The sequence below is a fragment of the Nocardioides sp. YIM 152588 genome, from assembly GCF_040191335.1.
In the GTDB taxonomy this organism is placed as follows: Bacteria; Actinomycetota; Actinomycetes; order Propionibacteriales; family Nocardioidaceae; genus Nocardioides.
Genome location: NZ_JBEGDJ010000048.1, coordinates 18,543 through 30,037, shown reverse-complemented (window position 1 = coordinate 30,037; position 11,495 = coordinate 18,543). Strand labels below are relative to the sequence as shown.

At 74.3% G+C, this 11,495-nt stretch carries 13 protein-coding genes; 5 read left to right on the top strand and 8 right to left on the bottom strand.

The window, feature by feature from the left end:
- Nucleotides 1-109: 109 nt before the first annotated feature.
- The 5 genes from ABLM29_RS17955 to ABLM29_RS17935 all read right to left on the bottom strand — a co-directional run bounded on the left by ABLM29_RS17955 (nucleotide 110) and on the right by ABLM29_RS17935 (nucleotide 3,725).
- Nucleotides 110-454 (bottom strand): cytidine deaminase-like protein, encoded by a 345-nt coding sequence (locus tag ABLM29_RS17955; protein WP_349715814.1) that lies wholly within the window; start codon nucleotides 452-454, stop codon nucleotides 110-112.
- Nucleotides 447-1,748 carry a hemolysin family protein gene (locus ABLM29_RS17950; protein WP_349715812.1) on the bottom strand — a complete coding sequence of 434 codons (1,302 nt, stop codon included), beginning with the start codon at nucleotides 1,746-1,748 and terminating at the stop codon, nucleotides 447-449. The genes ABLM29_RS17955 and ABLM29_RS17950 overlap by 8 nt, the downstream gene beginning before the upstream one ends.
- Nucleotides 1,749-1,772: 24 nt before the next feature.
- Nucleotides 1,773-2,219 (bottom strand): rRNA maturation RNase YbeY, encoded by a 447-nt coding sequence (gene ybeY / locus ABLM29_RS17945; RefSeq protein ID WP_349715811.1) that lies wholly within the window; start codon nucleotides 2,217-2,219, stop codon nucleotides 1,773-1,775.
- Nucleotides 2,216-3,280: a PhoH family protein gene (locus ABLM29_RS17940; RefSeq protein WP_349715810.1), complete on the bottom strand. Its 1,065-nt coding sequence runs from the start codon at nucleotides 3,278-3,280 to the stop codon at nucleotides 2,216-2,218. Before ABLM29_RS17940 ends, ybeY begins: the two co-directional genes overlap by 4 nt.
- A gap of 85 nt (nucleotides 3,281-3,365) precedes the next feature.
- Complete coding sequence (locus ABLM29_RS17935; RefSeq protein WP_349715809.1) at nucleotides 3,366-3,725, bottom strand: HIT domain-containing protein; 360 nt, start codon at nucleotides 3,723-3,725, stop codon at nucleotides 3,366-3,368.
- 128 nt (nucleotides 3,726-3,853) lie between these two features.
- Between ABLM29_RS17935 and ABLM29_RS17930 the strand changes: the two genes are divergently transcribed.
- The 3 genes from ABLM29_RS17930 to ABLM29_RS17920 are packed head-to-tail and all read left to right on the top strand — an operon-like array spanning nucleotide 3,854 to nucleotide 6,488.
- A complete protein-coding gene (locus tag ABLM29_RS17930) occupies nucleotides 3,854-4,387 on the top strand; it encodes a SigE family RNA polymerase sigma factor (protein WP_349715808.1) in 534 nt (177 codons plus the stop codon).
- A 2-nt stretch (nucleotides 4,388-4,389) separates the two neighbouring features.
- The gene (locus ABLM29_RS17925; protein ID WP_349715806.1) at nucleotides 4,390-5,502 is read left to right on the top strand and encodes a GerMN domain-containing protein; all 1,113 of its coding nucleotides are present in this window, start codon (nucleotides 4,390-4,392) and stop codon (nucleotides 5,500-5,502) included.
- Nucleotides 5,503-5,537: 35 nt separating this feature from the next.
- A complete protein-coding gene (locus ABLM29_RS17920) occupies nucleotides 5,538-6,488 on the top strand; it encodes a Gmad2 immunoglobulin-like domain-containing protein (RefSeq protein WP_349715805.1) in 951 nt (316 codons plus the stop codon).
- Between the two features lie 85 nt (nucleotides 6,489-6,573).
- On the opposite strand, the gene ABLM29_RS17915 is transcribed toward ABLM29_RS17920, so the two are convergent.
- From ABLM29_RS17915 to hrcA, 3 genes are read right to left on the bottom strand one after another with little or no spacing between them, the layout of a single operon-like run.
- Entirely contained in the window at nucleotides 6,574-7,326 is a 753-nt protein-coding gene (locus ABLM29_RS17915; RefSeq protein WP_349715804.1) for a 16S rRNA (uracil(1498)-N(3))-methyltransferase, read from the bottom strand.
- A 22-nt stretch (nucleotides 7,327-7,348) separates the two neighbouring features.
- Entirely contained in the window at nucleotides 7,349-8,515 is a 1,167-nt protein-coding gene (gene dnaJ, locus ABLM29_RS17910) for a molecular chaperone DnaJ (protein WP_349715802.1), read from the bottom strand.
- A gap of 16 nt (nucleotides 8,516-8,531) precedes the next feature.
- Nucleotides 8,532-9,548 (bottom strand): heat-inducible transcriptional repressor HrcA, encoded by a 1,017-nt coding sequence (hrcA, locus tag ABLM29_RS17905; protein ID WP_349715800.1) that lies wholly within the window; start codon nucleotides 9,546-9,548, stop codon nucleotides 8,532-8,534.
- A 211-nt stretch (nucleotides 9,549-9,759) separates the two neighbouring features.
- Between hrcA and ABLM29_RS17900 the strand changes: the two genes are divergently transcribed.
- Nucleotides 9,760-10,509 carry a DUF2470 domain-containing protein gene (locus tag ABLM29_RS17900; protein WP_349715799.1) on the top strand — a complete coding sequence of 250 codons (750 nt, stop codon included), beginning with the start codon at nucleotides 9,760-9,762 and terminating at the stop codon, nucleotides 10,507-10,509.
- 82 nt (nucleotides 10,510-10,591) lie between these two features.
- On the top strand, nucleotides 10,592-11,455 hold the full coding sequence (locus ABLM29_RS17895) for an MBL fold metallo-hydrolase (protein ID WP_349715798.1): 864 nt from the start codon (nucleotides 10,592-10,594) through the stop codon (nucleotides 11,453-11,455).
- Nucleotides 11,456-11,495: the final 40 nt, after the last annotated feature.

Here is an 11,495-nt window from a genome sequence, read left to right as displayed (position 1 = left end):
CCGGCAGGGCTCGCTGCGCTCGCACCTCAACCACCGGCAGGGCTCGCTGCGCTCGCACCTCAACCACCGGCAGGGCTCGCTGCGCTCGCACCTCAACCACCGGCAGGGCTCAGAGGGTGGTCGTCGCGCCGATCGTGCCGCGGGGGTCGCCGGTGTGGACGACCACGCCCGCCCCGCCCGCGAAGTCGCCCAGGACGGCCGCGTCGCCCTCGGACAGGGCCCCCGCGTCGCCGAGCACCACGCACGCGTCGACCCCCGAGGAGCCCGAGGCCACCGCCATCGCGACGACGGCCTCGACGGCGCTCAGCCGCAGCGACGGCAGGGCGACGGTCGCGGCGGCGTAGGTGCGGCCGTCGGTGTCGCGCACCGCGGCCCCCTCGGCGGCCTGGATCCGGGCGCGGGTGGCCCTCGCCAGCGTCAGCAGCTTCCTGTCCTCGGCCGACAGCTCACTCATCGTCCGTCTCCTCCTGGTGGTTCGTGCGGTCCCCGGCGCGCGCGATCAGCACCGTCCCGATCCGGTTGCGGCGTCCCGACGCCTGCTCCGCCTCGAAGCGTAGGCCGTGGGCCTCGACGACCGACCCCGGGATCGGCACCCGGCCCAGTCGCTTCGCGAGCAGCCCGCCGACCGAGTCGACGTCCTCCTCGTTGACGGGCTCGCCGAAGAGCTCGTCGAGGTCGTCCACGGGATAGCGGGACGAGACCCGGAACGTGCCCGGCTCCACCTCCTCGACCTCGATCTCGGCGGCGTCGTACTCGTCGGTGATCTCGCCGACGATCTCCTCCAGCAGGTCCTCGATGGTGATCAGGCCGGAGGTGCCGCCGTACTCGTCGACCACGACCGCGACGTGCTGGCGGCGCGCCTGCATCTCGCGGAGCAGGTCGTCGACGGGCTTCGACTCGGGCACCCAGTGGACGGGGCGCATGATCTCCTCCACCCGCTGGGTCAGCTCCACGTCCGGTGCCTCGAAGTCGCGGCGCACCACGTCCTTGAGGTACGCGATGCCGCGGATGTCGTCGAGGTTCTCGCCGACCACCGGAACCCGGGAGAATCCCGAGCGCAGGAACAGCGAGAGCGTCTGGCGCAGGTTCTTGTGCGCCTCGACGTAGACGACGTCGCCGCGCGGCACCATCACCTCGCGCAGCGTCGTGTCGCCGAGCTCGAAGACGGAGTGGATCATCCTCCGCTCCTCGGCCTCGATCAGCTCGGTGGCCTCGGCCAGGTCGACCATCTCGCGCAGCTCGGTCTCGGTGGAGAACGGGCCCTCACGGAAGCCGCGTCCGGGCGTGATCGCGTTGCCGACGGCGATCAGCAGCCGCGGCAGCGGGCCGAGGACCGTGGTCAGCGCCGCCAGCGGCCACGCCGAGTAGAGCGCGACGCGCTCGGCGTGCTGGCGGCCCAGCGTCCGCGGGGCGACGCCGATGACCACGAAGGAGACCACCAGCATCACGGCGATCGAGACGGCGAGGCTGGTCCACCAGCCGTCGATCTCCTCCGAGAAGAAGAGCGTCACCAGCACGATCGCGGCCACCTCGCACAGCAGCCCCAGCAGGAGCGCGGTGTTCAGGTGGCGCGGGGCGTCGTCGAGGATCCCGACCAGGCGGCGCGCGCCGGCGCGGCCCTCGGCCTCCAGCTCGGCGGCGCGGGCGCGGGAGAACGACGAGACCGCCGCGTCGGCGGCGGTGAAGAGTCCGGCGAGGACGACGAGGAGGGCAGCCGTTCCCAGCTGCCACAGATCACCACTGCTCATCGAGTAATCAGCCTGGATCCGGGCTCAGCCGCGCCACTGCGCGAGGAGCTCGTCCTGCAGGCCGAACATCTCCTTGTGCTCCTCCGGCTCGGCGTGGTCGTAGCCGAGCAGGTGGAGGATGCCGTGCACCGTGAGCAGCTCGAGCTCGGCGAGCGTGCCGTGGCCGGCCTCGGCGCCCTGGCGCTCTGCCACCGCCGGGCACAGGATCAGGTCGCCGAGCACGCCCTCCTCGGGCTCCTCGTTGACCTTCCCGGGACGCAGCTCGTCCATGGGGAAGGCGAGGACGTCGGTGGGCCCCTCCTTCTCCATCCACTTCTCGTTGAGCTCGGCGATGGTGTCCTCGTCGACGGCCTTGACGCAGAGCTCGGCCATCGGGTGGACGCGCATCCGGTCCATCACGAAACGGGCCAGCTCGGAGAAGTGACGGACGTCCAGGCCGCTCCCGGACTCGTCGAGGATCTCGATGCTCACTGCTCGGTGCCCTTTCGCTGGGTCTTCCTGGGCGGCCGGGTGCCGCCGTGCCGCGCCTCGTCGGCCACCTGCTTCTTGGCGTCGAACTCGTCGTACGCCGCGACGATGCGGCCGACCAGCTTGTGGCGGACCACGTCGTGGGCGGTGAGGCGCACGAACGCGAGGTCGTCCACGCCGTCGAGGATCTCCTCGACGACCCGCAGCCCCGACTTCGTGCCGGAGGGGAGGTCGACCTGGGTCACGTCGCCGGTGACGACGATCTTGGAGCCGAACCCGAGCCGGGTCAGGAACATCTTCATCTGCTCCGGCGTGGTGTTCTGCGCCTCGTCGAGCACGATGAAGGAGTCGTTGAGGCTGCGGCCGCGCAGGTACGCCAGCGGGGCGACCTCGATGGTGCCGGCCGCGAGCAGCTTGGGGATCGACTCGGGGTCGACCATGTCGTGCAGCGCGTCGTAGAGCGGACGCAGGTACGGGTCGATCTTCTCGCTCAGCGTGCCCGGCAGGAAGCCGAGCTTCTCCCCCGCCTCGACGGCCGGGCGGGACAGGATGATCCGGTTGACCTGCTTGGCCTGGAGCGCCTGGACCGCCTTGGCCATCGCCAGGTAGGTCTTTCCGGTGCCGGCCGGGCCGATGCCGAAGGTGATCGTGTGCTGGTCGATCGTCTCCACGTAGCGCTTCTGGTTGAGCGTCTTCGGCCGGATCGAGCGACCGCGGTTGGAGAGGATGTTGAGGCTCAGCACGTCGGCGGGGCGCTCGTCGGAGGCGTGCTGCTGGCGCAGCATCCCGGCCACCCGCTCGACGGTCTCGGGGCTCAGGCCCTGGCCGGTGCGCAGGATCGCGACGAGCTCGTCGAGCAGCCGCTCGGCGAGCACGACCTCGTCGGGAGCGCCGCTCAGGGTGACCCGGTTGCCGCGCACGTGGACGTCGACGGGGAAGGCGCGCTCCAGCTGGACGAGGTGCTCGTCACCGGGACCGAACAGGCTGACCATGTCGATGCTGTTGGGCACCACCACGGTGTGGCGGGTGCCGGAGTGGCGGGACGGGGCGTGTTGGTCGGTCATCCGGTCTTTCTGCGGTGCGGCGGAAGGGTGCTCCCATGCTACGGGAGGGGCCCCCTCCCGTCCCACCGAGAAAGCCCTCCGCGGTTCAGCCGGCCGCGAACGGCAGGTCGCCCCCGGCCAGCAGGTGCACGTGGGCGTGGAAGACCGTCTGCCCGGCGCCCGCCCCGGTGTTGAAGACCAGCCGGTAGTCGTCGTACCCCTCGGCGATGGCGACCTCGCGGGCGACCGTGATCAGGTCGGCGGTCGCGGCCGGGTTCGACGCGGCGATGGCGGCCGCGTTCGGCTGGTGCTCGCGCGGCACCACCAGCACGTGCAGGGGCGCCTTCGGGGCGATGTCGCGGAACGCCACGGTCCGCTCACCGGTGTGCACCACGTCGGCGGGGATCTGGCCGGCGACGATCTTGCAGAACAGGCAGCTCTCGTCGAAGGTCTCGTCGGAAGTCACGGGACCAGCCTCCCAGACGCGCCGCACCGGGGGCCACGCCGTGTCAACCACTGGCGTCCCTCGTTCGTGTGACTAGCGTGGCTCTTCATGCAGCGGTTCCCGTTCCCGGCCCCGGGGTGGGGTACGCCGTGAGCCGGGACGACCACGCCGAGGCCGACGCCGCGGTGGAGGAGCTCTACCGGCGGCACTGGGACCGCATGGTCCGCCTCTCCTACCTGCTCGTCCACGACGAGGGGCAGGCCGAGGAGATCGTCCAGGACGCGCTGGTCGCGGTGCACGAGCGCTGGGACCGGCTCGACGACACGGACCACGCGGCGGCGTACCTGCGCCAGGCAGTGGTGAACCGGTCGCGCTCGGCGCTGCGGCACCGCTCGGTGGTGCAGCGGTTCCTGGAGCGGCAGACCGACGCCGCGGACACGCCCGGCGCGGACCAGCCGGTGCTGGCCGGCGACGAGCGCCGCCGTGTCCTGGCCGCCCTCGCCGAGCTGCCCCGCCGGCAGCGCGAGGTGCTGGTGCTGCGCTACTACCTCGACCTCTCCGAGGCCGAGATCGCCGCGACGCTGGGCATCAGCCGCGGCGCAGTGAAGAGCCATGCCTCCCGCGGGTCCGCGGCGCTGCGGACCGTACTGAGCCGTCTCGGGCCTGATGTGAGGGGAACCTGACCATGCCCGACCGTCCCGACCTCCCGCCGGCCGGGGACCAGCCCCCCGAGGACCTCCGCGCCGCGCTCCACGACGCGGCCGCCGGCATCGAGCCCCCTGACCGGCTGGGCGAGATCCGGCGCCGCACCGCCCCCGGTCACCGGCGCGCCCGCACCCGGTGGCTGTCGATCGCGCTCGGCGCCGGACTGGCCACCGCGGCGGTCGTCGCCGTCGGCCTGGCCCTGGGCACCCTGCTCGGGGGCAGCGCGCCCGTGACCGGGAACGGACCGGCGTCCCCGCCCACCACGGACGGCGTCGTCGTCGCCGGCGGGGACGGGGACACCGCCGCGCTGTACTTCATCGCCGACACCGCGACCGGCCCACGGCTGTTCCGGGAGTTCGCCACGGTGCCCGGGGCGGGCGACGCGGCGGACGCCGGCGGCGCGGAGGGCGCGGACGGCGGGTCGGATGACTCGGCGGTGGTCCTCGCCGCCCTGGACGCCCTCACCGCCGAGAACGGCCCCCTCGACCCGGACTACCGCACCCTGTGGCCTGCCGACTCCTTCGCCGCCGCCGAGGTCGACGGCGACACGATCGTGGTCGACCTCGGCGCGGAGGCCCTCCGGCGTCCGCCGCAGATCTCCCGCGGGGAGGCGCGACTGGGCCTCCAGCAGGTCGTCTACACGGCCGAGGCCGCGGCGGGACGCGCCGTACCCGTCGCCTTCACGTTCGGGGGCGCCCCGGCGGATACCGTGCTGGGCGTGCCCACGGAGGGAGCAGTCGCCCGCGACCGGCAGTACGCGGTGACCGCGCCGGTCGGCGTCAGCGACCCCACCGAGGGCCAGCGGCTCGACGCCGACCTGACGGCGCGCGGCACGCTCGCCGAGTACGTGCGCACCGTCCGGTGGACGCTGACCGCCCCCGGCGGCGAGGTCGTCGCCCGGGGCCGCGCCGAACTGCTCGACGCCGGCGAGGGCGGTACCACCGACCACGCCCGGGGCTGGCAGACGCCGCCGATCGACGTCAGCGGGTTGCCCGCCGGCGAGTACGTCTTCGAGGCGTCGGCCCGCTCGGTCGGCCAGACCACCGACCGCCCGGGGCTCTTCAGCGACGACCGCACCGTCGTCATCCCCTGACCGCCCGCTCCCGACACCGACACGGAGGACAAGCCATGCGCCGACCCCATCCCCGCCACCGGATGCGCCGCGCGATCCCGACCCTGGCGGTCGCCGCCCTCGCGCTGGGCGGCCTCGCCGGCTGCGGCGACGACGGGACGAGCGACGCCGAGGACACCGCGAGCGACACCGCCAGCGCCACCGCCAGCGACACCGCGTCGGCACCGGCGAGCGAGGCCACGGACGGCGCCGAGGCGGCCGGAGAGCTGCTGGTGACGCCGTTCTACGTCGGCGAGACCCCGCACGGCCCGCGCCTCTTCCGCGAGCTCCACGCGGGTGTCGCCGCGACGGACGTGGTCGGCTTCCTGATGGACGGCCCGGAGGATCCCGACTACGCGACCCTGGTCCCGGCCGGCAGCCTGGTCGACGGCACCGGGCTGGCCGGCGCCGGGACCGACGGCGCCTACACGGTCGAGATCGCCGACGCCTCGTGGACCGAGCGCCCCGCCGGGATGAGTGCGGCCGAGGCGAAGCTCGCCGTGCAGCAGCTGGTGTGGACGCTGCAGACCGTGCAGACCGGCGAGGACTACGACCCGACGGCCATCAGCGCCGCGCCGGTCGAGTTCCTGCTCGACGGCGAGCAGGTCGACTACCTCGGCGTACCCAGCGGGGCGGAGGCGCAGAAGGAGCTGAACGTGCTCGCGCTGGTCAACGTGATCACCGGCCTGGACGAGCCGCTCTCCGGCGACAGCGCCACCGTGGGCGGTGTGGCCAGCTCGTTCGAGGCGACGGTGCCGTGGCAGGTGCTCGACGCCGACGGCGCCGACGTCACCGACTCCTTCGCCACCGCCGAGGGCTGGCTGGACCACCTCTACCCGTGGTCGGCCGACCTGGACCTGTCGGTGCTGGAGCCGGGCGAGTACACGTTCGTCGCCGCCACCGCGGACCCCTCCGACGGCGAGGGCCCCGGCCCGACCGTCGACACGAAGGCGTTCACCGTGGAGTAGCGCGGTGCGCGGGCGCCGCGTCACATGGATTCTTGTCGGGTTGAGCGCCAGGAAGCGACCAGGATCCATGTGACGCGGCCACGGATCAGCCCCCGGCGGCGCCCCAGCGGCGGGTGCGGGCGAGCAGCGCCGCGGCGGCGGCGACGCCGGCGGTCGAGGTGCGCAGCACCTCGGTGCCCAGCCGGCAGGCGACCGCTCCGGCGGCGACGAAGCGGGCCACCTCGTCCTCGGTGAGGCCGCCCTCGGGGCCGACCACGAGCAGGATCTCGCCGAGCTCGGGCTCGGCGACCGCGGCCAGCGGCTCCTCCGCGTCCTCGTGCAGCACCACCGCGAGGTCGGCGGCGGCGATCAGCTCGGTCACCGTCACGGAGGTGGCCAACGGCTCGACCACGGGGTGCCAGGCGCGGCGCGCCTGCTTGGCAGCCTCGCGCGCGGTGGCCGCCCACTTGGCGTGCGACTTCGTCGCGCGCTCGCCCTTCCAGACGGCGACGCTGCGGCTGGCGGCCCAGGGCACGATCCGCCCGGCGCCGATCTCGGTCAGCACCTCGACGGCCAGCTCGCCCCGGTCCCCCTTCGGCAGCGCCTGCACCACCGTCAGCCGCGGCATCGGCTCGGTGTGGTCGACGACCTCGGTGACGGTGACGTCGAAGGCGCGCTTGGCGGTCTGGGCGACCTCGCCGGTGACCACCCGGCCGAGGCCGTCGGTCAGCAGCACCGACTCCCCCACCCGGAGCCGCCGGACCACGACCGCGTGGTGCGCCTCGTCCCCGTCGACGGTGACGACGGCGCCCACCTCGACCCCGTCCAGGGTCCGCACCAGGTGCTGGGGCAGGGTCATCGGCGCGGGGTCCGTCGGCGGCTCAGTGGGCGGAGAACGCGTCGCGGAACCGGCCGAAGAAGCCCTTGTGCGTCGGGCGGACGTTGCCGGTCGGCTGCTCCTCGTCGCGCAGCTGGGCGAGCTCGCGGAGCAGCTCCTGCTGGCGGGCGTCGAGCTTGGTCGGGGTCTCCACGGCGACGCTGACCACCAGGTCGCCCCGGCCGCCGCGCAGGCCCGGTACGCCGCGGCCGCGCAGCGAGACCTCGTGGCCGGACTGGGTGCCCGCGGGCACCTCGAGCTCGAACTCGGTCTCCACGCCGGAGCCCGCGCCCTGCTCGAGGTCGGCCTCCAGCGTCGGCAGCGTCAGCGTGGTGCCCAGCGCCGCGGCGGTCATCGGCACCGAGACCGTGCAGTGGAGGTCGCCGCCGTGCCGGGTGAAGGTGTCGTGCGGCGCGACGTGGATCTCGACGTACAGGTCGCCGGCGGGGCCACCGCCGGGGCCGACCTCGCCCTGCTCGGTGAGCTGGACGCGGGTGCCGGTGTCGACGCCGGCGGGGATCTTGACGGTCAGCGTGCGGCGGGATCGGACCCGGCCGTCGCCGGCGCAGTCGCGGCAGGGGTCGGGGATGACGGAGCCGTAGCCGCGGCAGGCGGGGCAGGGGCGCAGGGTCCGGATCTCGCCGAGGAAGGAGCGCTGCACGTGGGCGACCTCGCCCTGGCCGTGGCAGGTCTCGCAAGCGACCGGCTTGCTGCCCGGCGCCGCACCCTCGCCGCCGCAGGTGGTGCAGCGCACGGCGGTGTCCACCTTGATCTCGCGGGCCACGCCGAACGCGGCCTCCGCCAGCTCCACCTCGAGCCGGATCAGGGCGTCCTGGCCGCGGCGCACCCGGGAGCGCGGGCCGCGCCCGCCACCGCCGGCCCCGCCCTGGCCGCCGAAGAAGGCGTCCATGATGTCGGTGAAGGAGAAGCCGGCGCCCTGGCCGCCGAAGCCGCCGCCGAACGGGTCGCCGCCGCGGTCGTAGGCCGCGCGCTTCTGCGGGTCGGAGAGGACCTCGTACGCGGCCGAGACCTGCTTGAAGCGCTCCTGGCTCTCCGGGTCCGGGTTGACGTCCGGGTGCAGCTGGCGGGCCAGCTTGCGGTAGGCCTTCTTCAGGGTGGCGTCGTCGGCGTCCCGGTCGACGCCGAGGAGCTCGTAGAGGTCCTGGGACACGATCTGGTTTCTTCCTTCAGCTCTCGTCGAGGATCCGCGACACGTAGCGCGCGACGGCGCGCACGGTCGCGATCGTGGTCGGGTAGTCCATCCGGGTCGGGCCGACGACACCGAGCGAGGCGAGGCCGTCGCCGGGGCCGTAGCCGGAGGCGACGACGCTGGTCGAGGCCAGCTCCTCCACCGGCCCCTCGGCCCCGATCCGGACCGTGACGGTGTCGCCGGTGGTCGCCTCGCCGAGGAGCTTGAGGAGCACCACCTGCTCCTCCAGCGCCTCCAGCAGCGGCCGGATCGCGCTGTCGAAGCTGCCGCCGAAGCGCGCGAGATTGGCGGTGCCGCCGACCACGATCCGCTCGTCGGAGCGGTGGTCGCTCATCGCCTCGACCAGGGTCGGCACCGCGGCCACGGTGGCTGCGTCGGGCCGCTCCTCGTCGGTCAGCAGGTCGGTCAGCGCGGCCGCCGCGTCGGCGATGGTCTCGCCGACGGCCGCGAGGTTCAGCCGGGTCCGCAGCCGCGACAGCCCGTCGTCCGAGATGGCCTCCGCCAGCTCGACGACCCGCTGCTCGACCCGTCCCGTGCTGAGGATCAGGACGACCAGCAGCCGCGTGCTGGTCATCGCCACCACCTCGATGTGACGCACCGTCGAGCGGGACAGCACCGGGTACTGCACCACGGCGACCTGCCGGGTCAGCTGGGCGAGCAGCCGGACCGAACGGTGGACGACGTCGTCCAGGTCGACGGCCCCGTCGAGGAAGGTCGTGATCGCGCGGCGCTCGGCGGTGCTCATCGGCCGGACCGTGGTCAGCCGGTCGACGAACAGCCGGTAGCCCTTGTCCGTGGGCACGCGCCCCGCGCTGGTGTGCGGCTGGGCCAGGTAGCCCGCCTCCTCCAGCGCCGCCATGTCGTTGCGGATCGTCGCGGGCGAGACGTTGAGGCCGTGGCGCTCGACCAGCGCCTTGGAACCGACCGGCTCCTCGGTGGCGACGTAGTCCTCCACGATCGCCCGGAGCACGGCGAGCCTGCGGTCCTCCTGCATGCCCACCTCCTGATTCCCTGCGTGTACGAGCTCCCGGACCGAACGCCGGGCAGCACCGCCCCGCGCCTCGCGACGCCTGGCACTCCGCCCGGATGAGTGCCAATCCTAGCGCCGGCGCCGAGCAGGGCCACCTCGGCGCCGCGCGAGACACCTCTGGCCCGGTCGTCGAATGTCGTTTAGGTTAGCCTCACCTTATTGATCAGGAGGCACCGTGACCGCCCACGACACGACCCACCACGTCGACGCCGCCAGGCTCGCCGGCCTGGCACGCAGCATCCTCTCCTGCCCCGCGGACGCGGACCTGCGTGTCGACGGCACCGACGCCACCACCCCCGTCCCGGTCTCGGGCACCGGCGACGGGGAGCACCTGACCCTGCAGGAGTCCGACGGCCGGCCGGTGCTCACCTGCCCGCCCGCCGCGCCGCTCGCCCGCGCCGCCGGCGAGGGTCGCGGGGCCGTCCTCACCCTGACCAGCGGTCTCGGCAGGCCCGGCTCCCCCGATCGCCGCGTCGTGCTCACGCTCACCGGCCGGCTCGAGGACGCCGGCACCGAGCCGTGCCCGTGCTGCGCCGAGCCGCGCACGGCCGCGGTCCTGCACCCGCAGCTCGTGCTGCTCACCCGGCACGACGAGCACGGGACCGGCCTGCGGACCCGCGTGCCGCTCCGGGCGTTCTGGTCGCCGGCCCACGAGCTCAACCGCGGCCTCCTCCAACGCACCGCGGAGCACGCCAACGACTGCCACCAGGGCGAGCTGCGGGTCGCGGCCGCCGCCCTCGCGGTCAGCCGACCGGGCGCCGTCGCCGGCGCCACGCTGAGCGACCTGTCCCCCGACGGCCTCACGCTGACCTGGGTCGACGCCGCGGGCGCGCACCAGCGCTCCCTGCCGTTCCCCCGCGCCGCCCGCGGCCCCCGGGACCTGGGCGAGCTGATCCGCGACCGCCTGCACCCCGGGATCTGCTGACCGCCCACCGCCCGGCCGCGCCGACACCGGCCCGCACGCCACGCCGGCCCCGTACGCCACGCCGGCCCCGTACGGTGTCCCGGTGAGGTTCACCGAGGTCGCCGACCGGGTCTGGGTCGCCCGCTACCCCTGGTTCGACGTCAACGTCACGGCCGTCGGCGGGTCCGACGGGGTGGTCGTCGTCGACACCCACTCCTCCGACGCCGCGGCGCGGGAGGTGGTCGCGGACGTCCGCGCGCTCGGCGCGGGCGACGTGCGCGCCCTGGTCAACACGCACGAGCACTTCGACCACGTCCTCGGCAACAACGCGTTCCGGGAGGCGTACGGCGACATCCCGATCCACGCCCACGAGGAGGCCGCCGCCCGCACGCCGGCGGCGGTACGCCGGATCCAGGCGGACGCCGCGCGGCGCGGCACGCTGCCGGGCGAGGACGAGGGGGCGTGGGTCGGCCTGCGGGCCACCCCCGTCGTCCCGGCCGACCGGACGTTCTCCAGCGCCGCGGTGATCGACCTCGGCGACCGGTTCCTGGAGCTGCTCCACCCGGGCCGCGGGCACACCGGCGGCGACCTCGTGGTCCGGGTGCCCGACGCCGACGTGCTGCTCGCCGGCGACCTCGTCGAGGAGTCCGGGCCGCCCGCGCTCGGCGACGACTGCTACCCGATGGACTGGCCGTACACGCTCGACCTCGCGCTCGGGCTCACCACGACGGCCACGGTGGTCGTGCCGGGGCACGGCGCCCCCGTCGACCGGCGGTTCGTCGAGGACCAGCGGGACCTGCTCGGCGCCGTCGCCGAGACCATCCGCGAGCTCGCCGCCGGCGGCGTGCCGGAGGCCGAGGCGCTCGACGCCGGGGAGTGGCCGTTGCCGCGGGAGGTGCTCGCCGACGCCGTCCGGCGCGGCTACGCGCAGCTACCGCCCGCGCGGCGCACGCTGCCGATGGCCTGATCCCGCACGCCCGATCCCGCACGCCTGAGCGCGAGTCGGC

Excerpts from the sequence above, each read along its gene's own strand:
- ABLM29_RS17955 (WP_349715814.1), bottom strand. The coding sequence starts at position 454 with ATGAGTGAGCTGTCGGCCGAGGACAGGAAGCTGCTGACGCTGGCGAGG.
- ABLM29_RS17950 (WP_349715812.1), bottom strand. The coding sequence starts at position 1,748 with ATGAGCAGTGGTGATCTGTGGCAGCTGGGAACGGCTGCCCTCCTCGTC.
- ABLM29_RS17940 (WP_349715810.1), bottom strand. The coding sequence starts at position 3,280 with ATGACCGACCAACACGCCCCGTCCCGCCACTCCGGCACCCGCCACACC.
- ABLM29_RS17925 (WP_349715806.1), top strand. The coding sequence starts at position 4,390 with ATGCCCGACCGTCCCGACCTCCCGCCGGCCGGGGACCAGCCCCCCGAG.
- ABLM29_RS17920 (WP_349715805.1), top strand. The coding sequence starts at position 5,538 with ATGCGCCGACCCCATCCCCGCCACCGGATGCGCCGCGCGATCCCGACC.
- ABLM29_RS17915 (WP_349715804.1), bottom strand. The coding sequence starts at position 7,326 with ATGACCCTGCCCCAGCACCTGGTGCGGACCCTGGACGGGGTCGAGGTG.
- hrcA (WP_349715800.1), bottom strand. The coding sequence starts at position 9,548 with ATGCAGGAGGACCGCAGGCTCGCCGTGCTCCGGGCGATCGTGGAGGAC.